Origin of the sequence: Paraburkholderia dioscoreae (assembly GCF_902459535.1) — a bacterium.
Lineage (GTDB): Bacteria > Pseudomonadota > Gammaproteobacteria > Burkholderiales > Burkholderiaceae > Paraburkholderia > Paraburkholderia dioscoreae.
Genome location: NZ_LR699554.1, coordinates 2982375 through 3008363 on the forward strand (window position 1 = coordinate 2982375; position 25989 = coordinate 3008363).

At 64.4% G+C, this 25989-nt stretch carries 10 protein-coding genes; 4 read left to right on the top strand and 6 right to left on the bottom strand.

Annotation, left to right across the window (positions count from 1 at the left end; all coding sequences use genetic code 11):
* Positions 1 to 353: 353 nt before the first annotated feature.
* On the top strand, positions 354 to 584 hold the full coding sequence (locus PDMSB3_RS33500; RefSeq protein ID WP_007178197.1) for a hypothetical protein: 231 nt from the start codon (positions 354 to 356) through the stop codon (positions 582 to 584).
* Positions 585 to 691: 107 nt separating this feature from the next.
* Here PDMSB3_RS33500 and PDMSB3_RS33505 read toward each other — a convergent pair whose 3' ends face one another.
* Complete coding sequence (locus PDMSB3_RS33505; protein WP_007178198.1) at positions 692 to 2920, bottom strand: NADP-dependent isocitrate dehydrogenase; 2229 nt, start codon at positions 2918 to 2920, stop codon at positions 692 to 694.
* Positions 2921 to 3332: 412 nt separating this feature from the next.
* Here PDMSB3_RS33505 and PDMSB3_RS33510 point away from each other — a divergent pair, with 412 nt between their 5' ends.
* On the top strand, positions 3333 to 5516 hold the full coding sequence (locus PDMSB3_RS33510; RefSeq protein ID WP_007178199.1) for a TonB-dependent siderophore receptor: 2184 nt from the start codon (positions 3333 to 3335) through the stop codon (positions 5514 to 5516).
* Here the strand turns inward: PDMSB3_RS33510 and PDMSB3_RS33515 are convergent.
* Positions 5513 to 5995 (bottom strand): LysR substrate-binding domain-containing protein, encoded by a 483-nt coding sequence (locus tag PDMSB3_RS33515; protein WP_232064384.1) that lies wholly within the window; start codon positions 5993 to 5995, stop codon positions 5513 to 5515. The two genes, PDMSB3_RS33510 and PDMSB3_RS33515, sit on opposite strands and share 4 nt — an antisense overlap.
* Between PDMSB3_RS33515 and PDMSB3_RS33520 the strand changes: the two genes are divergently transcribed.
* Positions 5976 to 6674 (top strand): MFS transporter, encoded by a 699-nt coding sequence (locus PDMSB3_RS33520; RefSeq protein ID WP_405044812.1) that lies wholly within the window; start codon positions 5976 to 5978, stop codon positions 6672 to 6674. The two genes, PDMSB3_RS33515 and PDMSB3_RS33520, sit on opposite strands and share 20 nt — an antisense overlap.
* 67 nt (positions 6675 to 6741) lie before the next feature.
* Here PDMSB3_RS33520 and PDMSB3_RS33525 read toward each other — a convergent pair whose 3' ends face one another.
* The 4 genes from PDMSB3_RS33525 to PDMSB3_RS33540 form a co-directional block, all read right to left on the bottom strand.
* Positions 6742 to 7584, bottom strand: a complete 843-nt coding sequence (locus tag PDMSB3_RS33525; RefSeq protein ID WP_007178200.1) for a folate-dependent phosphoribosylglycinamide formyltransferase PurN — start codon at positions 7582 to 7584, stop codon at positions 6742 to 6744.
* Positions 7585 to 7624: 40 nt separating this feature from the next.
* A complete protein-coding gene (locus PDMSB3_RS33530; protein ID WP_165189216.1) occupies positions 7625 to 8995 on the bottom strand; it encodes a lysine N(6)-hydroxylase/L-ornithine N(5)-oxygenase family protein in 1371 nt (456 codons plus the stop codon).
* A 122-nt stretch (positions 8996 to 9117) separates the two neighbouring features.
* The gene (locus tag PDMSB3_RS33535) at positions 9118 to 14145 is read right to left on the bottom strand and encodes a non-ribosomal peptide synthetase (RefSeq protein ID WP_165189219.1); all 5028 of its coding nucleotides are present in this window, start codon (positions 14143 to 14145) and stop codon (positions 9118 to 9120) included.
* 63 nt (positions 14146 to 14208) lie between these two features.
* On the bottom strand, positions 14209 to 23928 hold the full coding sequence (locus tag PDMSB3_RS33540) for a non-ribosomal peptide synthetase (protein WP_165189222.1): 9720 nt from the start codon (positions 23926 to 23928) through the stop codon (positions 14209 to 14211).
* Positions 23929 to 24208: 280 nt separating this feature from the next.
* Between PDMSB3_RS33540 and PDMSB3_RS33545 the strand changes: the two genes are divergently transcribed.
* Positions 24209 to 25975: a cyclic peptide export ABC transporter gene (locus PDMSB3_RS33545; RefSeq protein WP_165189224.1), complete on the top strand. Its 1767-nt coding sequence runs from the start codon at positions 24209 to 24211 to the stop codon at positions 25973 to 25975.
* Positions 25976 to 25989: the final 14 nt, after the last annotated feature.

Consider the following 25989-nt stretch of genomic DNA (forward strand, 5'->3'; position numbering starts at 1 on the left):
GCAAGGGGGCGGAACCCTGCCGACCCCTAAAATTTCACGATGCGGAATGATCGATTGCTTCGTAAAAAATCGTGGTGCGTGGCACAAATCCGGCATTTCGCAATGTCGCCTCGCGTTGCACATCACGAAACTATGACTGTAAGTCTTTATTTTTAAACGATAATTTTTGATAGAATGAAGCGTCCAACAACCACTTGCTCCGCTGCCTGCTGACGTAGACTCTTTTACAAGAGCCGGCGCTTCAATAGGCGAGCCAGGTTGGACGAGACGGAAACCCTGTCTGACGGTTCCCAACCTCGCGCACGAAGCCGCCCCGGCACCGCGGTTTTTAATTGGCAATTGGGAGACTAAAAATGAAAGGCTTTCGCTTTGGTTCGGATCAGGGAGCGTTCTACATTTTGCCGGGACAGGACGGCTGGGAAGCCACCTACGGCAACGAAACGCTCGGCGAGTTTGCGAGCCCGCAACAGGCAGCCGACGACCTCGCACGCGGCTTGATCTGCCCGCACCTTCCAGACGCCGACGACACGGCGACGCTCGAAATTCCAGAGAAGCTCAGCGACTGGGAAATCGTTCACGTGTGATGGCAGGTATGGCCGCTGCCCACGTGGAAACAAAAATGACGATGGCGCTCGAGAGCGCCATCGTCATGCTTACCACTTACTTCATTGCTGCACGCTTCTTCAGCGTCTTAAGCAATCGCGTCCACGATCTTGTTCAGCGTGGCGCTCGGGCGCATGGCCTTGCTCGTCAGTTCGACATTCGGACGATAGTAACCGCCGATGTCTACCGGCTTGCCCTGTGCCGCACCCAGTTCTTCGACGATCTTCGCTTCGCTCTCAGCCAGCGCCTTCGCCACGCCGGCGAACTGTGCCTGCAACGCGGCGTCTTCGGTTTGCGCGGCCAGTGCTTCCGCCCAGTACAGCGCGAGGTAGAAGTGGCTGCCGCGGTTGTCGATACCGCCAACCTTGCGCGCCGGCGACTTGTCGTTGTCGAGGAACTTGCCGGTTGCCTCGTCCAGCGTTTTGGCCAGAATCAGCGCCTTCGGGTTGTGATACTCATTGCCCAGATGCTCGAGCGACGCGGCCAACGCCAGGAATTCACCCAGCGAATCCCAACGCAGGAAACCTTCTTCAACCAGTTGCTGAACGTGCTTCGGCGCCGAACCGCCCGCGCCGGTTTCGAACATGCCGCCACCTGCCATCAGCGGGACGATCGACAGCATCTTCGCGCTGGTGCCCAGTTCCATGATCGGGAACAGGTCGGTCAGGTAGTCGCGCAGCACGTTGCCGGTGACCGAAATCGTGTCCTTGCCGGCGCGGATACGATCGACCGAGAACTGCGTCGCTTCGACCGGCGTCATGATGCGGATGTCCAGACCGTTGGTGTCGTGATCCTTCAGGTAGTGTTCGACCTTCTTGATGATCTGGGCGTCGTGCGCGCGGACCGGATCCAGCCAGAACACGGCGGGCGTGTTGGAGGCGCGAGCGCGGTTGACCGCGAGCTTGACCCAGTCCTGAACCGGCGCGTCTTTGGTCTGGCACATGCGCCAGATGTCGCCCGCTTCCACCGCCTGTTCGAGCAGCACCGTGCCGGCTGCGTCCGTTACGCGAACCACGCCGTTTGCCGGGATCTGGAACGTCTTGTCGTGTGAACCGTATTCTTCGGCGGCTTGCGCCATCAGGCCGACGTTAGGCACCGTGCCCATCGTGACCGGGTCGAACGCGCCGTGCTTCTTGCAGTCTTCGATCACCACCTGATAGACGCCGGCGTAGCAACGGTCCGGAATCACGGCCTTGGCGTCGTGCAGCGCGCCGTCCGCACCCCACATCTTGCCCGACTCGCGAATCATGGCCGGCATGGACGCGTCGACGATCACGTCGCTCGGCACGTGCAGGCTGGTAATGCCCTTGTCCGAATTGACCATGGCCAGCGGCGGGCGCTGTTCGTATTGCGCCTTGATGTCGGCTTCGATCGCTTCGCGCGTTTCGGCCGGCAGATCTTTCAGGCGCGCGTACAGGTCGCCGATACCGTTGTTCGGATTGAAGCCGGCTTTCGCCAGCACGTCGGCGTACTTGGTCAGCACGTCTTTGTAGAACACCGACACCACGTGGCCGAAGATGATCGGATCCGACACCTTCATCATGGTGGCCTTCAGGTGCACCGAGAACAGCACGCCCTTCGCCTTCGCGTCGGCGATTTCCGCCTCGATGAAGCTGCGCAGCGCGTTTTTGGACAGCACCGAAGCGTCGATGAGCTCGCCCGCCAGCACCGGCGTCTTTTCTTTCAGGACCGTCTTCGAGCCGTCCGCGGCCGTCAGTTCGATCTTCACCGCGCCGGCTGCCGCGATCAGCGCCGATTTTTCGCTGCCGTAGAAGTCACCGTCGCTCATGTGCGAGACGTGCGACTTCGAGTCCGCGCTCCAGGCGCCCATCTTGTGCGGATGCTTGCGTGCGTAGTTCTTGACCGACAGCGGCGCGCGGCGGTCCGAATTGCCTTCGCGCAGCACCGGGTTGACCGCGCTGCCCTTGATCTTGTCGTAGCGGGCCTTGACGTCTTTTTCGGCGTCGGTCGTTGCGACGTCCGGATAGGCCGGCAGCTTGTAGCCCTTGTCGCGCAGTTCCGCGATCGCGGCCTTCAGTTGCGGCACCGACGCGCTGATGTTCGGCAGCTTGATGATGTTCGCTTCCGGACGCGTGGTGAGTCCACCCAGTTCCGCCAGATCGTCGGAACCCTTCTGTTCCGCGCTCAGGTAGTCGGGAAATGCAGCGATGATCCGGCCGGCGAGCGAAATGTCGCGCGTTTCAACGATCACGTCGGACGAGCGCGTGAACGCCTTGACGATCGGCAGCAGCGAGTAGGTCGCCAGAGCAGGCGCTTCGTCAGTCAGGGTGTAGATGATCTTCGGCGATGTGGACATGTTCGATGCTTTGCTAGGTGAAGTGATAGACAGAGCGTTTGGTAGCGCTGAGCCGGCGAGGTTGCGACGAAGCAGCAAAACGCAGCGCGAGGCTCGGCACTACTTTTTACGGCCAGGACGTCAGTATATGCGTGTTTTCCTCTATTCGCTGCGAAACAAACATATCCAGAAACTGCGCCCAACGGGGTCGAGCCCGGCTGGATAAGGCTTACGGCCATCTGCCCTATGCCATAAGACAGATGTCTTATAGATGACCTGATGTACGAAATAATTTGTTAATGCGAATCAGATGCATTACCATTCGACCGTTCCTTTCAGTTTCACCCATTTTTCTGACAATCACTCGCTAGAACGGCGCAGTCTTCGCACAGCTTTGGTGCGCAACTGCGCCACCTGCCCCAATTCAAACAACATGCAGAATTCATTTGTCGCCGGCCGCCCAACTTTTGCGCGCGGCCAACGTTGGACCCCGTCGCTGCTCAGCGCGGGGCTACTGGCCAGCGTCGGTTTGACGCTTTCCACGCTGTCGTCGTCCGGATGGGCGCAGGTCGCGGCAAGCGACACGGCCGCGACCTTGCCGGCCGTGAGCGTGTCGGCGTCGAAAGACACCGCCGTCGCGCAAGCCGACACGGTCAGCGCGGGCGCGCTGGGTTCGCGCAAGCAGGTGGACACGCCGTTCTCCACCCGCGTCGTGACGAGCGACGAAGCGCAGGATCTGTTCGCGACGACCGCCAATGATCTGTACAAGTACGACCCGGCCGTATCGGTGACCAGCGAAAACGCGATCAGCGAAAATTCGATGTTCACCGTGCGCGGCATGCCGATCGACACACTGAACAGCATCAAGGTGGACGGCCAGACCTTCCCGTCGTGGGATACCGACCTCTCGCTCGAACCGTTCGAGCAGGTCGAATTGCTCAAGGGCCTGTCCGGCTTCATGTACGGTTTCGGCTCGCCGGGCGGCATCGTCAACTACGTGTTGAAACGCCCCACCGACACGCCCTACCGCAGCGTCACGGTCGGCTACAGGTCGGCCGGCGTGTTCACGGAGGCGGTCGATCTGGGCGGCCGCTTCGGCAATGACGACCGTTTCGGCTACCGCCTGAACCTCGTCAACGAGGACGGCAATACCGCCGAAGACCACGGCCACATTCGCCGCCAGGTGGCCTCGCTCGCGTTCGACTTCCGCATTACGCCGGACCTGACGTGGAGCGCCGACGCGTTCTACCAGAAGCGCAGAACCAACGGCACGCTGTTCGGCCTGATGTTCGGCACCGACGCCGGCGGCATTCCCGACGCGAGCAAAGTCACCCACGCGCTGACGCAACCGCAGAACTACTACCAGACCGAGATGGCCTCGTTCGGCACGGGCCTGGATTACCGCATCTCCGAAAACTGGCACGCGAGCCTGAAATACCGCTTCGCCAAGGAGAACCGCACCAACTCGGACAGTCTCCTGTTCGTCACCGACCCTGCGGGCAACTACTCGAACACGCTGTATGCGGCCATGACGCGCTACTTCTACCAGAACGTCGACGGCATGGTGCAAGGTCATTTCAACACCGGCAGCATCAGGCATGACGTGGTGGTAGGCGCGGGCTTCGAAACGCAGACTGCCGAATACAGCAACAGCACGGGCTGGAACGACGGCTACCTCCTCGGCTACGGCAATCTGTACAGCAGCACGTTGCTGACCAACGATGAAGTCAGCATCGGCTCGGACCTGTATCGTCAGCAGCGCACCACGCAGGCCGCCGTGTACGCGAGCGACACCGTGCAGCTCACGTCGCGTCTGTCGGCGCTGGTCGGTGTGCGCTATACGCAATATCGCGAGCATGTGTACGACCCGAGCGGCGCGGTCTCGTCGCAATACGACGCCGATCCGGTCACGCCGACCTTCGCGCTGATGTTCAAGACCGATCCGTACTCCACGCTGTACGCGAGCTATGTGGAGTCGCTAGAACAGGGCGGTGCCGCGTCGAACACCAACCTCAACTACCCGGACACGTTCGGCCCGCTGCGCAGCAAGCAGTACGAAGTCGGCTTCAAAACCGATCATGCCAAGTGGGGCGCCAACCTCGCGCTGTTCCGCGTCGATCAGGGTTACAACTACACGAACGTGAACAACATCTTCGTGCAGGACGGCACCAAACGCTATCAAGGCCTCGACGCGAGCGGCTGGCTCGCGGTCACGAGCGAATGGCGCGTGATGGGCGGGGTGATGTGGCTCGACACGAAGGCCGTGGACGTGAACGACCCGACCGTGGAAGGCAAGCGCATCTACGGCGCGCCGCGTTTCACCGTGACGGGCCGGATCGAATACAACCCGTCGTATCTGCGTCCGCTGACGCTGGCGTTCGGCGGCAAGTACGTCGGCAACCAGGCGGTGGACGCGCAGAACACGCAGTTCGTGCCGGCATACACCACGTTCGATCTGAGCGGCCGGTACGAGACGAAGATCGCCGGCAAGGACGTGACGTTCCGCGCGGGGATCAATAACCTCTTCAATCGCCGTTACTGGACGACGGCGTGGGGTTACTACGTGGCGCCGTCGCCGACGCGCACCGCCGTGGCCAGCGCGACGCTGCAATTCTAGGCATGACCTGAACGAGGGGCGCCCGCCTCGGGCGCCCCGATCATTGCGGGAATCTGCGCGACCAGCGCGTCGATCGCGCAGCGCGTTTTCAGCGGCAGATAGCGGCTCTTCGGCCACACCAGGTGGATCTCCTGAGAAGGCCGGAAACAATTCTCCATCACCGTCACCAGCTCGCCTGTTTGCGCATAACGGGCCAGCAGCCAGCTCGGCAGCCACGCAAGGCCGAATCCGGCAAGCGCGGCATCGACAATACCCTGCATGTCGTCGAAACCGAGTTGCGGCTGAACCTGCGCGCGGCGGATCTGCCCGTCGACATCGACCACATCCCACGGTTGCGCCGAGCCTGCCCGCAAGTAGGCAATCACGGCGTGCCCACGCAATTCGTCCACGCTGCGCGGCGTGCCGTGCCGCTCCAGATAGGCGGGCGCGGCGCCGATACTCGCGTGCTGCACGCCGAGCTTGCGCGCGGCGAGACTCACGCTGTCGGCCAGCGGCCTCGCCTACACGCTGCCCAGCCTCCTGTTTCCGCCGCTCGGTGAGCGTCTCGCGCTGCGCTACGGCTCGGGAATCGCCATACCCGCAGGGCTATTCACGATTGGCCTCGGCTTCCTGCTGATGCGCTACGGCAGCAGTGCCGCGCATGCGGACGTGTGGACCATGCTGCCCGGTTGCGTCGTCGCCGGCGCGGGCCTCGGGCTCACCAATACGCCCGTCACCAATACGACGACCGCCGCGGTTGCCCCGGAACGCGCGGGCATGGCGTCCGGCATCGACATGAGTGCGCGGATGATTACGCTCGCGATCAACATCGCGTTGATGGGCGCGATCCTGGTCGGCGGCATTCGCTTCAATCTGCCGACGCGGCTGCCGAAGACGCTCGATAGCGCATTGCTCGGCAGGCTGGCAGAGAAGATTGCAGCAGGAGATGGGGAAGCGGTCAAAACGGGAATTCCCGCGTTGGCGCGGATCGACCCCTCTGGAAGCATCGTGCACGCTGCATTGATGCAGGGTTTCGGCTGGGTGATGGTCTATGGCGGCGTCGGCGTATGGGTGCTCGCCGTGCTTGGCTTCGTGATTTCCGGCAGCGCGTCTCGAAGGCTGAAACACCAGAAGCACGCGCCGGCAACGCAGCAAGCAAGCCGTTGCGACGCGTGCTGAACAGCAGTGCGTGATCGACGACGGCGCATGCTCCAACGGGAGCGGCACGCACGCGCCGCTCCTTAGCTCAGGCCTCGACTTGCACCGACTGCCCAGCCATGATCGCGAGTCCTTCGTTCAAAGCAGGAAAAAGACTGCGGTTGAAATTGTTCCAGCGGAGTTCGAGGATCGTATCGTCCTTATCGATTTCGGTATTCAGCACGTCGTGAATCACCTCGCCGGAATCGATTCCGTTGTCGACATAGTGAAACGATGCGCCCGTCAGATACAGCGGCTCGACCGCCACAGTCTCCATCGTCTTCCAGTTGACTACTTTCTTGCCACGTGCGCCGTAGAGCGCGTCGAGCGTCGCGTAAGCGCCGCGCCGCTCATAGGGCGATTCGGCACGCGTCACGCCAGGGTGGATATTCACGATCTTGCGATAGAACGGGGCGCCCGGCCGAACCAGTTCGTCGAGAATGATCAGCAAACCGTCGAGCACGACGATATCCGCCTTCAACTCCACCAGCGTATCGAGCAGGTGCTTTTCAAAGCGGCTCTTGCCTGCCGTGCGTCCAGGCGCATCGAGCGGTTCACGCCGGTAAGTCGATGGAATGGCGAGCAGCAGATCGTTGACCGGCTTGCCCTGCACGCGCAAATTCGGCGGATAGAACCAGCGCTTGCCTGGCTCGTAGGAAAACCCATATTCCTTCAGTTTCTCGCGGTCCGTGCTGGAGCCGGCGTCGTCGTCATAGATGACTTTTTCGAGCGAGTACTGATCGCCGAGTCCGGTTTCGTTGAGCGCCTCGACAAGCGACTCCAGCACCGACTTCATGTAGCGCGTGCCATTCTTGTACGCAATCTCCTGGCCTGCCTTGTCGGCGGCCGCGTTTCTCAGCGACCAGATGTAGACGAGTTTTTTCTTCGGCATAGTCGGTTCCTATGTGTGTGAGTCTTTGCGCCGTTTTCCATTAAAGAGCAAAGGCCATGCGGCTCGCGCCCGTCGCGTTTGTTTGCGCCTGTCCAGTTGGCCCCGCCGACCGGTCCTGCAATGCGTGATGCGCGAGCGAAGCAGCAATTTCGTCGGAGCGCAGCGCAAGAACCGACAGCAGCGAGTCAGAAAGTCCGTGACTGTCTTCGCAGCAGCCTTGCAGATAGATGCGCGGTTTGAAGCTCGCCGGCGTGGCAAGCCGGTAATCGCGTTCGACGTTGCCTTGCGCGAGCGCATCGCCCAGATGCGGCGCGAGCCCTTCCAGCAAGTCCAGATGCGTATCGCGGCGATATCCCGTGGCGAGCACGAGCGCGTCGAACTGCTCGGCGCGGGCGTGGCCGTTCAGACGGTCGCGCAACGTGAGTTCAATCCGGCCGTTGACCGTGCGCACCGCCGTTTCGATGCCGGTGTTCGCCAGCAGCCGGTGACGCGGCTCGGCGCAGACGTTCTGCAGATACAGCATCTCGTAGATCTGCTCGATCAGCGGACGGTCGACCACCGCGTAGTTGGTGTCGCGAAAGCGCTCGATCAGCGCACGCCGGCCGTCGCGCGGCTGCGCGTAGACGACGTCGGTGAAAGCGGGACTGAAGATCTCGTTGACGAACGGGCTGTCGTCGGCGGGTTTCAGTGCGCCCGAGCGGATGATGAGGCTCGCATCCACGTGCGGATAGCGGCGCGTCAGATCGACGAACACTTCGGCCGCGCTCTGTCCCGCACCGATCACCGCCACGCGTTTGCGCGCGCCGCTCGCGGGCCCGACCACCCGATCGATCGAAGTCAGGTACTGCGACGAATGCACGATATTGTGCGTGCCGAGCGCTGCGAATGCCTCCGGCACCTGAGCGCCGCCACCGATACCCACCGAGAGCGCCCGTGTCACGCGCTGCCATTCGCGGCCTTCGCTATCGCGCGAGAAAACGCGCAGCGCTTCGACGTCGTTCGTCCTGGCGGTGGCTTTGACCGCTTCGATACCGGTCACGGTCTGGCCGTAGTTCACACGATCGTCGAAAGACGCCGCCACCCACGCCAGGTAATCGTGGAACTCCACGCGCGTCGGATAGAAACTCTTCAGGTTGACGAAATCCGCCAGACGCCCGCGTTCGAACAGATAGTTGATGAACGTGAAGCGGCTTTTCGGATCGCGCATCGTCACGAGGTCCTTGAGGAAGGAGATCTGCATCCGGCAGTCGTCGAGCAGCATGCCGCGATGCCAGCCGAATTCCGGCTGACGCTCGATAAAACAATGCGCGAGGTCCGGCACGCCGGCCTCTTCGGCGAGGCGCACGGCAAGCGCCAGATTCGACGGTCCGAAGCCGATTCCGATCAGATCAAATACGGTGTCTCTGTGCATGTCGCAGGTCCTTATCGGTGGAAGCCGGCACGCCGAATGCGCGGCCGGCGAAAGATCTTTCGTGATTGATGCGGTTTTTATTCACTGCTTTTTTCTTGCCAGGTTTCGTAGCGGCCTGACGTTCATGCGCCGTCCCGCAACTCGGCGACGCTCGATGCGCGCGCAACGAGCCGCGCCCCCAGTTGCGCAAAGGTCGGTGCGGCGAACACGTCGGCAATCTCCAGCGCGTGACCGGTGGCTTGCGCCGCATCGACAAAGCGCACGACGTCGAACGAACTTGCGCCCGCTTCGAACAGATCGTCGTGATGTGCGGGCGTGTTGCCTTCGAAGAGATCGCTCCAGATGCGTTCGAGCGTATGGGCGCGCTGCGTTGCTTCGCTGTGAGATGTCGGGTTCCGCTCCGCGTTCGTTGCAGCACTGACCGACTCCAATGCAAAACGCGCTGAAGCAACACCCAGTTGTTCGTGCGGCGCATCGACGAACTGCTGCACGACATTCAGATAATCGTCGCTCAGCGCCTCGACGAAGGCGCCATCCACCAGCTCATTCGCATACGAGAACGCACCCGTGACGCGTCCGTCGGCATGCTCGACCACATCCAGTTCCAACTCGAACACGACCCGGTGCCGCACGTCGTTGAAATCTTCGAGCGTGAGACCGGCCCAATCGCGTTGCGCTGTCCCCGCCGGCCGCAGGTAGTTGAACATCACCGAAAAGAGCGGATTGCCGGCTTCGGTGCGTGTGGTGCGCAATGCCGCCACCACGTCGGCGAACGGCGTGTCCGCATGCGCATAAGCGGCGAGCGCGGCGTCGCGGACTTCGGCAAGCAACGTGACGGGCGTATCCGTTCCGGCGAACCGCGTACGGACGACAACTGCATTGATGAAGAGTCCCAACGCGCGGCGCGCGGCTTCGCCTGTCAGTTCACGCGTCGAAGCGAGAACGCCCACAGGCTGATCCGTGGCACCCGTCGCACGATAAAAAGCGACGTTCAGCGCGGCATGCAGCAACATGGGCAGCGTGGCGTGGACTTCCAGCGCCAGCGAACGAGCGCGGCGCACGAGAGCCGGGTTGAATTCGAACGCATGGCGGCCGGCGCTCCAACTCGGCGACGCGGCCCGGCCCGATGGCGGCGAAGGCAACACTTGCGATGGCGCATCGGCTAACGCATCGCGCCAGAACGACAGGCGCGCTCGCGGCGCGGCAACCGGCAAGACCAGATCCTGATGTGAAGGCGATACCGTCGCGAAGGCCGCGGGCGACGCGCCGTGCACGATCGCGACATACGTGGTGCGTAGGTCTTCGAGCCACAGATCGATCGACTGACCATCCGATACGATGTGATGCACAACCAGCGACAGCACGTGATCATGCTCTGCAACGCGCAACAGGCGCACGCGCCATAGCGGCGCATCGTCGAGCAGGTGGAACGGCGTGAGTGCGTCTTCGTCGGTGAGCGCGATAGCGGCGCGTTCGCGTTCGGTACGCAAAGGATCGCCGGCAAGATCGACCACCGGCAATTCGACCGGCCCCGGCTCGGCGACTCTTTGGCCCGGCAATTGCCCATCGCGCTCGACGAGCCGCACCCGCAGCGCGGGATGTCGCGCGGCGGCTTGAGCAAACGCTTCGCGCAATGCAACCACATCGAGCGGTCCACGCAGACGCAACGCGACAGGAATGTTGTAGGCCGCACTCTCCGGCTGCGAGCGCCACAGGAACCACAAGCTCAATTGCGCGGAAGAAAGCGGCATCACACCGTTCGCGTCCGGCGCAATACGTGAATGCGAGGAAACGCCATTCGACGGTTCATCGCCCATATCCGCGACCGCTTCGCTGCGTGCGGAGGCCATTACCCGCTGCGCGTATTGCGCAAGCGTCGGCGCTTCGAAGAGCGTGCGCACCGGCACGTCGCGTGCCAGCCGTTCGGCGACGCGTGTCGCCACGCGGACCGCCGCAAGCGAATGCCCACCGAGTTCGAAGAAATGGTCGGCGCGGCCGACACGCTCCACACCCAGCACTTCGCGGAAAATCTGCGCCAGCGCGGTTTCGAGTCCGGCCGCGGGCTTCTGATAGGCCCGCTCGACACGCTGCGGTTCCGGCAACGCCGCGCGGTCCACCTTGCTGTTGGCATTACGCGGCAATGCGTCGAGCACCACGATATGCGCCGGCACCATATAGTCGGGCAACGTATGACGCAGATGCGCGTCGAGCTCGGCTGCGTCCGCGCGTGTGCTGCGCTCGCGCGCTTCGGCGCTCAGTTCCACATAGGCCACCAGCGCCGCTTGCGTACCCTTGCCATGCACGATCGCCACGGCTTCGCGCACGTCGTCGTGCGCGGCGAGTTGTGCTTCGATCTCACCGAGCTCGATCCGCAAGCCGCGCAACTTCACCTGATGATCGACGCGGCCGATAAAGTCGAACACACCGTCCGCACGCCGCCTGACGAGGTCGCCCGTGCGATAGAGCCGCGCGCCCGGCGCGCCGAACGGATCCGGCACGAAACGCTCGGCGGTGAGCGCCGGCCGGTCGAGATACCCGCGCGCGACACCCACACCCTCGCCGCCCAGATACAACTCGCCGATCACGCCGACCGGCAGCGGATTCAGGCGTGCATCGAGCACATGCGCCGAACGCGCGCCGACCAGCGTGCCGATCGGCAGATAGGCGCTGTCCGCGAGTTTTGCGGCGCTGTCGGTCGGATAAAACATCCACAGCATCGGCGTGATGACGGTTTCAGTCGGCCCGTAGCCGTTGACGATGCGCGCTTTCGGAAACGCCCGGCGCATCAGCGCGAACGCTTCGCGCGAAGTGGCCTCACCGCCCACCGTCAACGAACGCAAGCTGGGCGGCGCACCGTGCGTGAGCGCCCACTCTGCAAGCTGGGTTGCACAGCCGGGCGGCACGTAGGTCATCGTCACGCCTTCGCGGACCATCATGCGGCAGGTTTGCGCGGGCGGCCACAACGTGTCCGCCGTAATCGCGACCGCTGCACCGGACATGTACTGCGAGAACCAGCCTTCATGCGCGCCGTCGAAATTGACCGACTGGAACAGCAGGAAAACGTCACGCTCGCCTGCGCCGTAGCGCTCGGCAATCGCCGCGCAATGCAGCGCGAACGAGCCGTGATCGACCACTACGCCCTTCGGCTTGCCGGTCGAGCCCGACGTGTAAATGACATACGCGGCCTGGTATGGCGATACGCGCGGCAACTCGACATTCACCGCGGAGGGCTCCTCGGGTTGCGGTTCCTCATCGACCAGCCACAAACGCAAACGGTCCGATTGCGGCAACGCGGCGAGACTTGCGCGTTCCGTGATGACGTGCGTGATCCGCGCGTCGTCGAGAATCTGTGCGAGACGCTCGCGCGGATGGCTCGGGTCGAGCGGCACGAATGCACCACCTGATTTGAGCGCGGCAATCAGGCCGACCAGCAGATCGACCGAGCGGCTCAGCGCCACGCCGACCCGCATTTCCGCACCCACCCCCGCCGCGACGAGACGTTGTGCCAAACGTGTCGCTAGTGCGTCCACTTCACCGCGCGTAAGCGACCGGTTCGTATCGGCCACGCCGCGAGCTTCCGGCCGCGCACGGGCGTGATCGGCCACGCGTTGATGCACCGGCCTGAATGCCGTGTCGCGCGGCAGTGTCGTACTATTCCATGCGTCGAGTTGTGCGCGCTCTGATTCCGGCAGCCACTGCAAATCTCCCACCGCGGCGGCGGGTGTCGCCGTCGCGTTCGACAGCAACTCGACGAATCGCGCAGCGAGGCGCTCTATTGCATCGGCGTCGAACAGGTCGAGCGGGTAGATGAAATACGCGTAGATCGAACCGTCGTCGCGTTCCTCGAAACTCAGCGTCAGATCGAACTTGGCAAACGGTGCGCCCGATGGCAACTCCGTCATGCGCACCTCCGCGAGCGAAGGCAGACGGCGGCGCGCGCCATAAGCGGCCATCACCTGAAACAACGGATGATGACTCGCGCTGCGCACCACGCCGAGCGCTTCGACCACCTGTTCGAACGGCACGTCCTGATGCGACTGGGCGTCGATCAGCGTTTGCTGCGTCGCGCCGACCAGCGCGGCAAACGGCTGCGCCAGCGGAACCGGCGTGGCGAGCGTGAGCGTGTTCACGAAGAAGCCGACGAGACCGCCCACTTCGCCGCGCTCGCGATTCGCCGCAGGTACGCCGATCTGGATCTGAGTTTCACCCGAAGAACGCGCGAGCAACGCGCTCAGTGCCGCCAGCAATACGGCGAATGGCGTGGCGCGCTGCGCATTGGCGAGCGTCCTCGCCTGCTGAACGAGCGCCGCATCGAGAACGAAACGATGGCGCGCGCCACGCGCGCTGCGCTGAGCCGGGCGCGGCGCCGCGCCGGGCAGCATCAGCACGTCGCGATTCGCGTCCAGCCGCTCGCGCCAGAATGCCAACTGACGTTCACGTTCGCCCGCGTCGAGCCAGCGGCGCTGCCACAACGCAAAGTCGGCGTACTGGATCGGCAACGGCGCAAGCGACACCGCTTCACTTTTCGCATACGCGCGATAGAACGAGGCGAGTTCCGCCAGCATCACGTCGGCGGACCAGCCGTCGGAGACAATGTGGTGCGTTGTGAGCGCGAGCCAGTGAGTCGTCGCGTCGAGGCGAATCAGGTGAGCGCGCATCAACGGCCCGACGGATAGATCGAAGGACTTCGCTTCGTCGGTGCGTGCAATCTCGGCGGCGCGTGCCTCGCGCTGATCGGCGGGCAAAACGCTCACGTCGCTCGCGCGCCACGGGCAGCGCGACGGCGCATGGACCGTCTGCAACACGCCGTCCGCACTTTCGGTAAAGGTCGTCCGCAGCGCTTCGTGGCGAGCGATCAACGCATCGCACGAAAGCCGCAGCGCGTTGGCATCGAGCGCGCCGTCGAGCCGCAGGCGTTCGGTGATGTGGTACGCAGCCGGTTCGTCGATCATCCGCGCATGCAGCCACAAACGCGTCTGCGCGAACGAAGCCGGCACGCTCGCGGTCCGCTCGGCGCGCGGCGGAATCGGCAGCACGCGAAAGTCGATGCCGGCGGCGTCGAGCTTCGTGAGAAAAGCTTTGCGCTGCGCATCGGGCAACAGCGCGAAGCGCGACGCGAGGGAAAGCAGATCCGGTTTGGCTGTGGTCATGCTGGGTTGTCTCAGTACGGGTCGGCTGGTCGATGGATCGATATGCGTGGCTTGCCGCAATCGTTATTGCAGTTCGAATTCGTCGAGGAGTGCGTCGATCGCGCGCGCGGTATCGCCTGCTCCATGCGCATCGCGCTCGGCGAGCGCGCGATCGATCGCGGCGGCGCAGCGCTGCAACGTGCGTTCGTCGAATAAGGTACGTAGCGGCAGAATCAACGTCCAGTGCAGATTCGCCTGCGCGTTGGCTTGTGTCGCGAGCAGCGAGTGGCCGCCCAGCGCGAAAAAGTCGTCGTCGCGGCCAATCGTGTCGACGCGCAGCACGCATTTCCAGATCCCGGCGAGTTCGTGCTCCGTCCCGGTGGCCGGCAACGCAACGGCTTGTTCGTCGGCGGCGCCGCGCTCGGGAGCCGGCAACGCGTGACGATCGCATTTGCCGTTCGGCGTGACCGGCAGCACATCCATCTGGATCAGATGCGAAGGCACCATGTACGGCGGCAACTGCGCATGCAGGCCATCGAGCAGCGTTTGTGTGTCGAGCGCGCTATCCCCGCCGCGCGCCACATAACCGATCAATTGCTCGTCACGCACGATCACCACGGCATCGTGCACACCCGGTGTCGCCCGCAACAGGGTTTCGATTTCGCCCAGTTCGATACGCTGGCCACGCAGTTTCACCTGCGTATCCATGCGGCCGAGATAGTCGAGCGCCCCATCTGCGCGACGGCGTGCCAGGTCGCCGGTTCGATAAAGCCGCGCACCGTGCGCAAACGGATCGGGAATGAAGCGCTCGGCCGTCAGTGCGGCCCGGCCGAGGTAGCCGCGCGCAAGTCCCGCTCCGCCCAGGTACAGTTCGCCGGTCGCTCCTTGCGGCAGCGGTTGCAACGCCGCATCGAGCACGTGCAGTTGCAGGTTTGCAATCGGATGACCGATCGGCACGGACGCAGCGTCGGCATCACGGGCGTCGCACGTCCAGTGCGAAACGTCGATAGCGGCTTCGGTCGGGCCATAGAGGTTGTAGAGCCGCGCATGAGGTAATTGCTGGGCGACGCGCGCCACCAGTTCCGGCGCAAGCGCTTCGCCGCTGGCGACGATTCGCTCGATGCTCGCGCAGCGCGCCGCCGCACGGAAGTCTTCCAGGTGGGCGACGAAGGCCGCGAGCATCGACGGCACGAAATGCAGCGTCGTGACGCGGTGCGTTTCAACGGCCGCGACAAGCCGCGCAGGGTCGCGGTGATCGCCGGGCGCCGCAATCGCGAGCTTCGCGCCGACGGCGAGCGGCCACACGAACTCCCACACTGAAACGTCGAAACCGAACGGCGTCTTGTGCAGCACGACGTCGCTCGTGTCGAGGCGATACGCGTCCTGCATCCACGCAATCCGGTTCGCCAGTGCGCGATGCGTATTGCCCGCGCCTTTCGGCTTGCCGGTCGAACCGGACGTATAGATCAGGTAAGCGAGCTGATCGGGCGCGACGGCCACAGCCGCGCTGAGCGTGAAGTCGGCGCCGCGCAATGCGTCGATGGTGAGGATTTTCACATTAGCGCTATCGACAGCTTGCGTGACGCGCTCCAGTAGATGCGGCTGCGTCAGCACGACTGCCGGTTTCGCGTCGTTCAGCAGATACGCGATGCGGTCCGCCGGATAGTCGGGATCGACCGGCAGATAAGCCGCGCCCGCTTTGAGCACGCCGATCAGCGCCACCACCATGTCGAACGAACGCTCGACGCATAGCGCCACCGCCGTGTCCGCCTGCACGCCCGCTTCGATAAGCGCGGCGGCAACGCGATCGGCATTCGCATCCAGTTCGCCATAGGTCATCTGCTGCGTGCGTGCTTGCTCGTCCGCGAATTCCAGCGCGATTGCTTCCGGCGACGCCAGCGCCCTCAATTCGAACTGCCGATGCAGCGCCTGCTGCTGCGCAGGCGGCCATACCTGCGCGGTCGAGTTGAAGCGCGCCAGTTTGATCAGATCGTCCGCACTGGCAATCGAAATCGTGCCGAGCGGTGCGTCCGGATTTGCGATCAACCCGGCAAGGCACGTTTCGAACGCGCGATGCAACGCCGCAACGCGTGATTCGTCGAGTCTCGCGGCGTCGTAGCCGTAATCGATGGTCAGCGTCGTGCCCGCTTCGATCACCAGCGTAAGAGCGAAATCGGTAGCCTCGATATTGCGCAGTTCACGCAACTTGAGCGCACGCTCGTCGCGTCCTTGCCATGCTTCGTCCACGGGATAGTTTTCGAACACGACCAGCGTGTCGAACAACGCGCCGCCGCCCTGTCCCGCCCACTGCTGGATTTCATAGAGCGGCGTGTGCGCATGCTCCGCAGCCGCGGCGTTGTCGCGCTGCAAATCGTGCAGCCATGCCGACGCGCGGCGCTGCGGCAACGGCGCGGCAATCACCGGCAGCGTGTTGATGAAGAGACCCAATATGGTGTCGACATCCGGCAGCGAGTCGGGCCGGCCGGCGACGGTCGCACCGAACGCGACCGCGGTGTGATGCGTCATTCGTTGCAGCGCGAGCGCCCATGCGCCCTGCACCATCGTATTGAGCGTGACCTTCAGGCGGCGCGCGGCGTCGGTGAGACGCGCCGTCGTGGCCGCGCCGACCGTTTCACGCCGCGTGAGATGGCGCGACTCGCGGCCGCCTTTCGCCGGCGTGCGCTCCGCAACCAGCGTCGGTTCGTCGAGCAGCGCGAGGCGTTGCAGCCAGAAAGCGCGCTCGCTTTCGGCGTCGCGTGCGGCCAGCCACGCGATGAAGTCGCGATAACGCGTCTTCGCGGGCGCGGCGAACGGCTGCGGACGCGGCGGCTCGATGTAGTCGCGCAACACGTCGGCGAAGAAACGCGCGGTGCTCCAACCGTCGAGCAGCAAATGATGACGCGTCCAGACAAGACGCCACGTGTCGTCCGTGATGCGGATCAGCGCGACGCGCATCAACGGCGGCGACGTCAGATCGAATCCGCGAGCGCGGTCGGCATTGAGCCAGGTTTCGAAGGCATCATTCGCGTCAGCGCCGCGCTCGCGCCAATCGAGAATCTCGACCGGCATGCGCGCCTGGCGGTGCACGATCTGCATCGGCGTCGCCTCTTCCGGCGTGAAGCTGGTGCGCAAAATGTCGTGGCGCGGCACGGCGGCCTCGAATGCCGTACGCAGGCGCTCCACGTCCGGTTCGATCAACGTCGCGACCAGTTGATTCACGTAAGTGGATTGCCCGGGTGCGAACAGCGAGTGAAACAGAATGCCGTGCTGCATCGGCGAAAGCGGATAGATGTCGTCGACGGTACGCAAGCCGAGCGGCATGCGCTCCAGCGCGCCTTGCGTCAAGCCGCCTGCACGCGCGAGCGGATAGTCGCCGGGTGTCGCTCCGCCGCCGTGTTGCGCGAGACGCGCAGTGCAGGCGGCAATCAATTCCGCGAGCGCGCTTTCGAAGCGCTGCGCGATGGCTTCCACGGTGGCGCGCTCGAATTGCGTCGCGCCGTAGACCCAGTGGACTTTGAGCGTGCGCGTGGCGTCGCCGTCGATATAGGCGTGAATTGCCAACGCATTGCCGAGCGGACCTGCCGGATCGCGTTCGCGGCCCGCGCCGCCGAAACGCGGCACGAGCGCCGCTTCACGCGGCGCATCGAACTGGCCGAGATAGTTGAAGGTCACATGCGGACGCGGCACGGCGGCGAGCGCCGCGCGCGTCGCCGTGTCGCCGTAGTGGCGCAGCACGCCGAAACCGAGCCCTTTGTTCGGCACGCCGCGCAGCGTGTCCTTGACCGCGCCGAGCGTGGCCGCCGGCGTGCTTTCAAGCGCGAATTGCACCGGATAGTGGCTGGTGAGCCAGCCGGGCGTGCGGCTCACATCCACGTCGTCGAACAATGCCTCGCGGCCGTGGCCCTCAAGCTCGATGCGGCACACAGGCAAGCCCAGCGACTGCGCCAGCGCCGCAATCAACAGTTCGATCATCTGCGTGCGGTAGGCAGCGTTCGCTTCCGTCAACGCGGCGCGCGTCAGATCGGCGCCGATGGTCTGGATCACGGATTGCGCGTCGGCGTTGGTCGCGCGGGCTTGCGGGCGGTCGAGCGGCAAATCGTCGTACGGCGCGGCGTGCGCGGTCCAATAGGGTATTTCGGCGGCAAACGGCGAGTTCGCTGTGTCGAGCGCGGCGCGCGCGAGCCGTGCCGCCCATTCCTGCGCACTCGTTCCCGTCGGCGCGAGACGCACGCTGCGGCGCTCGCACGCGGCGCGATAGGCGGCTTCGAGATCGTCCAGCAGCACACGCCACGACACACCGTCGACGATGATGTGATGGATCGCCAGATAGAGTTTCGTCGTGCCGTCGGGCATCAGCGCGGCCAGAGCACAAACGAGCGGGCCATGCGTCAGATCGAGCGTGCTTTGCAATGCATCGAACTGGGCGAGCGCGTCGGCTTCGTCGCGTGCGGAGACGGCCGCGAGCGGCAGCGTTTCGAATGCGCGCGCAGCGAGCGTGAGTCGCCATTCGCCTTGCGAACCAGCCGGCGCGAAACGCTGGCGGAATATTTCGTGGTGCGTCAGCAGCGTTTCGAAAGCGCGCGCGAAAGCGTCGAAGTCGAGCGGCGCGTGCGTGTCGAGTTCGATGGACTGATTCCAGTGGCCGCGTTGCGGAATATCCAGCGCGAAGAAACGCAGCTGTGCGGGCGTGAGCGTGACGGCCTGCTCGATCGGGGACGGCGCGGCTTGCGCCTTCGCTGCGCCCTCTGCCGCCGGCGCGGCGAGATCCACTGTCGTGGCGACACGCGCGAGTTGCGCGAGCGTCGGTGCGTCGAACAGTTGCTTCGGTGTGAAGCGCACACCGCGTTTGCGTGAACGGGCGATCACCTGCAACACGAGGATCGAATCGCCGCCCAGCTCGAAGAAGTTGTCATCGCGGCCCACGCGTTCGGCTTTGAGCACTTCTTTCCAGACAGCGGCGAGGGCTTCCTCGGTGACGCCTTGCGGCGCGTCGCCTGCTGCCGTGGTCGCTGCCGGCGCAACCGCGAGCGCCCGCAATGCCGCACGATCCACCTTACCGTTGGCGGTCACGGGCAACGCAGCAACGTGTTGCAACACGGCCGGCACCATGTAATCCGGCAGGCGCGCGCTCACCGACGCGCGCAATGCGGTTTCGTCGAAACGCGCACCGCTACTCAACGTAACGAACGACGCGAGACGCAAACGCCCTTCATGCTCAACGGCAAGCGTTTCGGCCTGAGCGATGCCATCGAACGCGCGCAGTGCGGCGCTGACCTCGCCCGGTTCGACACGGTAGCCGCGAATCTTCACCTGATCGTCGAGCCGGCCCAGAAAATCCAGCCGACGATCGGCGCGCAGTCTCACGCGGTCGCCGGTTCGATAGAGTCGCTCGCCCGCCGCGAATGGATGCGGTACGAAACGCTCGGCAGTTGCGGCGGCGCGATTCAGATAACCGCGCGCCAAACCCGGTCCGCCGAGATACAACTCGCCGATCGCGCCCGGCGGCACGCTCGCGCCATAGCTGTCGAGTACACACGCATACGCGTTCGGCAAAGGCAAACCGAGCGGCACGGCGTACGCGGTTCGCATGCTGAGCGCGCGCAATGCCGCCTGCGCCGGCGCGGACGTGTCGCACGTCAATGCGCCGACCGTTGCTTCGGTCGGGCCATAGTGATTGATCACGCGGCAAGCCGGCTTGAGCGCGGCGATCCGCTCGACCAGCGACCACGGCAGCGTTTCGCCGCCCGTTACCAGGGCGTGCGCGGGAAGCACGTCGGCGGGATGCTGCGCGTCGAGCAGTGCGTGCAGGTGGCTCGGCACGATCTTCAGAATGCCGACGTTGCGCATGCGCATCTCGTGAGCGAATCGGTCGGGATCGAACGCGCATTGCGCCGGTAGCAGATGCAGCGTACGGCCCGAGCAGAGCGCGCCGAATAGCGTGGTATGGCCGAGGTCGGCGGCGACGGTGGAGACCATTGCCATTGATGCATCCGGGGCAAACGCCAGTTCATCCAGCATGCCCTCGACGTAGTCCGCCAGTGCGGCATGCGAGATGACGACGCCTTTGGGGGTGCCGGTCGATCCCGAGGTGAAGATCAGATAGGCGGCTTGATCGGCCAACGGTGACGTATGCGATGCGGTTGCTGTTAAGTCACCAACATTCGCGGACGATGATTCTTGCGTGAGCGTGTCCACGTCGATCGAGGTCGCACCACCCACCGTGACGAGCGGTTGTGCCTGATCCGCCGTCAGAATCCAGCGCGCGCCACAGGCGTCGATAGAAGCCGCAAGGCGTTCATGCGGCGCTGCTGGGTCGAGCGGCACCACGTACGCACCAGACTTCATCACGCCGATCAGCGCAACGGCAAAACGCACCGAACGCTCGATGCACACGACCACCGGGTGTTCCGCGCACACGCCTACCGCTGCTCCCACTCCGCGCCGCCGCAAAGCAAGCGCGATACGGTCCGACGCCGCGTCGAGTTCGCCGTACGTGAGTTGCGTATCGGCATCCGCAAGCGCCACGCGATGCGGCATTTCACGCGCATGCCGCGCGAATAGCGCGAGCACGCTGTCAGCCACCGGTCGAAATTCGCGGCCACGTCGCGCGGATCGATATTCGGCGCTATCAGCACAATCCAGTTCGGTAACGGCGCGTCGTGGATCGCGCACTGCATCGGCGACGAGCGCGGCGTAGCTATGCAGCCAAGCGTGCGCGGTCGCTTCATCGATACCGTCGAGTGCATACGCAGCCACCAGTTCGATGCCGCGCGGATCGTCGGTGAAATCGAGCGCGTAATCGAAGCGGGCGGCAAGGTCGAGGCCCGGCGACATGCGCACCGAGGCGCCCGGCAATTCAGCCGTCAGTTCCAGATCGAACTGCTGCGCGAACTTGACCTTGAGCCACGCGTCGCCACGCCGTACCGGCGGCTTGACGGCGTCGAGCACCTGATCGAACGGCACATCCTGGTGCGCGATCGCATCGAGCGTGGACCGGCGCACGCCGTCGAGCAACGCGGCGAACGATTGATCCGGCGCGACACGCGCGCGCAGCGCCAGCGTATTGAGGAAGAGGCCCACCAGCGGCGCGGTCTCCGCCCGCTGCCGATGCGCGATCGGCGCAGCCACGACAACATCGGTCGCACCGGTCAATCGGTAGAGCCAGGCGTCGAAGGCGGCAAGCAGCACCGTGAACGGCGACGCCTGCGCGCGTCGCGCCGTTTCGCGCACAGCCTCGGAGAGCGCTACGGGCAAACGCAGCGTGAGACGGCCGCCGCGATAGTCGTGCTCCAGTGAGCGTGGCCGGTCGAGCGGCAATGCGAGTGCTTCGGGCGCATCGCGCAACGCGTCGCGCCAGTACGCCAGTTGCCTTTCGCCCTCGCCTGCGGCGAGCCAGTCGCGTTGCCATTGTGCGTAGTCGGCATACTGGACGGTCAGTGCGGGCAACTGCGGCTCGTGTCCCATCGCGAAGGCAGCGTAAGCGGTTCGCAGTTCGTCGAAGGCGCAGCGCGAACTCCAGCCGTCGCTGACCGAATGATGCGTGGTGAGGAGGAAACGCTGCGTGTCGTCAGCAAGCGTGACGAGCGCGGCACGCACCAGCGGCCCTTGCGACAGATCGAAAGCCGCGCCAACCTGCTGTTCCGTCAACGCCGCCAGTCGCGATGCGCGCTCATCCTCGCAGCACGCGCGCAGATCGATTTGCGCGATCGGCACCGGCAAACGGGCGTGGATGCGTTGCACGACAATGCCGTCGTCGGACTCGACCAGCGTGGTTCGCCACGCCTGATGACGCGCGATCAGACAATCGAGCGCGCGTTGCAACGTGCCGATCTCGAGTGTGCCCTGCACGTCCCATTGCACCGCAACGTGGTAGGCCGCGCCGGCGTCCTGTGTTTGCGCGAGCACCCAGAACCGCTGTTGCGCGAACGAGGCGGCACGATCGACGAACGGCGCGTCAGCGGTACGCACAACCGTGATTGAATGTGAACCTGCCGACGTTTCAGTCTCACTGGCATCGATCAGACGCGCCAACGCTTCGAGCGGTTGATCGTCGAACAACGTGTCGAGCCGCAGATTCACGCGCCATTCGATCCGAATCGCCGCCTGCAATTGCATCGCCGCGAGCGAGTCACCGCCGCGTGCGAAAAAGCGATCGTTGCAGCCGATCGGCGCCGGATCGTTCAACAGCTTTTGCCAAAGCGCCGCAAGGCGCGTTTCGATGCGGGTCCGAGGCGCGACATGATTCGAATCGATCACGGCCGGCAGCGTAGCAACGAAGTCGCGCAGTGCTGTGCGATCGAGCTTGCCGTTCAATGTATAAGGCAGGCGCTCGAAGCGCACGAAGCGATGCGGCATCCAGGCCTGCGGCAAATGCGCGGCGAGATGAGCTTGCAGCGCGGCATCATCGGGTTCGAGCGCATCTTGCAGCACGACGCAGGCGATCAGTTGCGTGCGGCCTCCGGCCGCTTCGGCCAGCACACCCGCATCGGCCACGGCCGGGTGGGTCAGCAGACAAGCCGCGATTTCGCCGGGTTCGACGCGCACGCCGCGCACCTGAACCTGATCGTCGATGCGGCCGAGATAATCGAACGAGCCGTCCGCGCGTTCGCGCGCGAGGTCGCCGGTGCGGTAGATCCGCTCGCCCGGCTCGCCGGTCGGGTCCGGCAGGAAACGTTCGGCCGTCAGCGCCGCGCGGCCATGATAGCCGCGCGCGAGGCACACGCCGCCGAGCAGCAGTTCGCCGGCTTCGCCCTGTTGCGCCGCGCCGTCGATGCGCGCCACGCGCCGGCCGATCGGCCAGCCGATCGGCAGCGATGCAAAGCCGTTGCTTCCTTCGAGCGCCGGCGTCATTCCCGGATCGACGGGCCACAGCATCGGCGAGATCACGGCCTCGGTCGGCCCGTAGCCGTTGACGAGACGTACCGACGGGAACACGCGGCGGATTTCATCGAAACTGTCCTGCGACATCGCTTCACCGCCGAACAACAGCGTGCGCAGCGAAGGCGGCACGCCGAGGCGCGCGCAAACGTTCGCGAACTCGCGCACATAAGCGGGCGGCAGCGTCGTATTGGTGATGCCTTCGCGCAGCATGAAGGCATGCGTGGTTTCAGGCGCGAACGGCGGCGGATCGCTGATCACCACACTGCCGCCGACGGCAAGCGGTACTAACCATGCTTCGATGGAGACATCGAAATTGACCGACGCAAAATGCAGCACGCGGTCGGTGGCCGCGATCGGCAACGACCCGGCAAGCGCCTCGCCATGCGCGGCAAGCGGTCCGTGTTCGACAGCCACCGCTTTTGGCGTGCCTGTCGAGCCAGACGTGTAGATCATGTATGCCGCCGCTCGCGGATGAACCGGCGTGTCTTCGTCGTCGAAACAGGGTGCCGCCGCGTCTGTGGTGGCAGCGCTTTCCACGTGAAAGCACTCTCTGAAGCGCGCACGCATCGCCGCATCGGCGGAATCGTCGACAATGCCGTGCATGAGTCCCGCATCCCGCGCAACCCAATCGAGGCGCGCTGGCGGATGGAGCGGATCGAGTGCGACGAACACGCCGCCCGCCTTCAATACGGCAAGCAACGCGACGAACAGATCGCACGACCGTGCAACGCATACGCCCACACGCACCTCAGTCGTCACACCTGCCGCGCGCAGCCGTGCCGCGAGCCGCGCCGCGCGACTATCCAGTTCGCCGCGCGTCAGCCGCACGGTAGACGGCGTGAATGACGCCAGCGCGGGCGCATCGGGATCGATGCGCGCCATAGCGCGGATCTGCTGGTGCAATGCAATCGGGAAGCTCGTCATGGGCATGGAATCCGTTAGAACTGGCCGCGTTGGCCAAGTCGCAGGCCGCAATGGGCCGCTTCATTGGTGTGACGATCCGCCATCGCAAATCTTTACCGCGCGCAGCGTTTTTATTTGGACTGCATCTTTTTGATGTGGCAGATGGCAGCGCGCGGTAAATGTTTGCGTCGCCCATTCGTCTATCAGGCGAGGGGCGATTCTTCGCGCCCCGCTGAATGGCTGCATGCACGCATGCGCTGCGATTCACCGATCCATTGCGACCCACTGCGACACCTTGCCGATGACCGCTGCCAACGAGCGCTACGACGCGCCACCCTCGTCTTCTTCATCTTCCGCCAACCCTGCGGGCAAGCCCGCCATGCGCCTGATCGTTGCGTTGCTCAAACGTTCACGCGGCTCGTTCGCGATCGCGCTGACGGCGTGCGTGCTGAACGGCATTGCCAGCGTGCTGCTCGTTGCGACCTTGAGCCGCGCGCTGTCGCAGCCGGGCGCCGCCGATATGTCGCTCGCCATGCGTTTTGCGCTGTGCGCGATCGTCGCGCTCGTCACGCGTGTGATTACCGGCGTGCTGTTCGCGCGCCTCTCGCAAGACACGATGGCGCAGTTGCGCGAACACGTCGCGCGCCGCGTCGCGGAAGCCGAATTGCGCGATGTCGAGCGCATTGGCGCGGCGCCCGTGCAGTCCGTGCTGACCGACGACGCCACCAACGTCTCGATGCTGTTCTTCGCGTTGCCCAATCTCGTGATGCACGGCTCGATCGTGTTCGGCTGCCTCGGCTATCTGGCGTGGCTGTCGTGGCCGGTCTGTCTGCTCGCGGTGGCCGCGATCCTGGTCGGCTCGCTCGGCTATCACGCCGGCGACAAGCGCGCAATCGCCTCGCTCGAAGCCGCGGGCCGTTCGCAGGACAAACTGTTCGGCTATCTCGGCGCGCTCTTCACCGGCGCGAAGGAACTGAAGCTGCACCAGGCGCGCTCGCGTCAGTTCGTGGACGGCCAGCTCGGCTCGGCCATCGACGAAGTGCGCGATCATCGGCGCCGGGCGTTCAGCGCGTATGCGGTCGGGGTCGGCTGGATCGTGTTCCTGTTTTACGTGTTTCTCGGTGTCGCGGCGTTCTGGCCGGCACTCGGCGTGCATGCGGACGCGCCTTCCACATCGGGCTACGTGGTGGTGTTCCTGTTCATGCTGTTGCCGCTGGACGGTCTGCTCAACAACGTGCCGACGCTGAATGCGGCACGCGTCTCGCTCGATCGCATCGAGAAGGTGATGGGCGAATTCGGCGCGCTGCGCACCTCGCCGCCGCCCGACGAGAACGCCTCGCACGCGCCGTATCGCACTCTCACGCTCAGCAATGTCACGCACTCGTACTTCCATGAGCGCGACGAGCGCATGTTCCGCGTCGGACCGGTCAATCTGACTTTCAGGCCGGGCGAGCTGGTGTTTATCGTCGGCGGCAACGGCAGCGGCAAGACGACGCTCGCGAAAGTACTCACCGGGCTCTACGAACCCGAAGACGGCACCATTGAACTGGACGGCAAACCGGTCGGCCTCGCCGAACGCGCCGCGTATCGTCAGCGCTTCACGGCCGTGTTCAACGACTTTCATCTGTTCGACGCGCTGCTCGGCATCGTCGATCCGAACGACGCCTCGCGGGCGCAGGCTGACGCCCGCGCGAACGCGCTGGTGGCGAAGCTCGCGCTCGATCACAAGGTGCAGGTCGTGAACGGCGCATTCTCCACGCGAGCGCTTTCCACCGGTCAGCGCAAACGCCTTGCGCTGGTTGTAGCGTATCTGGAAGACCGGCCGTTCTATCTGTTCGACGAGTGGGCTGCGGATCAGGATCCGCAGTTCAAGGCGGTGTTCTACGAACAACTGTTGCCGGAGCTGCGTTCGCGCGGCAAGACGGTGCTCGTGATCAGTCACGACGACCGCTATTTCCATCTCGCGGATCGTGTGCTGAAGCTGGAGAACGGCAGCATCGTCAGCGAGACGCATGGCTCGGCACAAGTGGTGCAGAACCCGTCGGCGGCCAACGGTACGATGGGTTGATGAGGTGAGCGCTC

What these genes read in the sequence shown, in the direction of transcription:
- PDMSB3_RS33530 (WP_165189216.1), bottom strand. Translation starts at nt 8,995, where the DNA reads ATGCACAGAGACACCGTATTTGATCTGATCGGAATCGGCTTCGGACCG.
- PDMSB3_RS33525 (WP_007178200.1), bottom strand. Translation starts at nt 7,584, where the DNA reads ATGCCGAAGAAAAAACTCGTCTACATCTGGTCGCTGAGAAACGCGGCC.
- PDMSB3_RS33510 (WP_007178199.1), top strand. Translation starts at nt 3,333, where the DNA reads ATGCAGAATTCATTTGTCGCCGGCCGCCCAACTTTTGCGCGCGGCCAA.
- PDMSB3_RS33540 (WP_165189222.1), bottom strand. Translation starts at nt 23,928, where the DNA reads ATGACGAGCTTCCCGATTGCATTGCACCAGCAGATCCGCGCTATGGCG.
- PDMSB3_RS33535 (WP_165189219.1), bottom strand. Translation starts at nt 14,145, where the DNA reads ATGACCACAGCCAAACCGGATCTGCTTTCCCTCGCGTCGCGCTTCGCG.
- PDMSB3_RS33545 (WP_165189224.1), top strand. Translation starts at nt 24,209, where the DNA reads ATGACCGCTGCCAACGAGCGCTACGACGCGCCACCCTCGTCTTCTTCA.
- PDMSB3_RS33500 (WP_007178197.1), top strand. Translation starts at nt 354, where the DNA reads ATGAAAGGCTTTCGCTTTGGTTCGGATCAGGGAGCGTTCTACATTTTG.
- PDMSB3_RS33505 (WP_007178198.1), bottom strand. Translation starts at nt 2,920, where the DNA reads ATGTCCACATCGCCGAAGATCATCTACACCCTGACTGACGAAGCGCCT.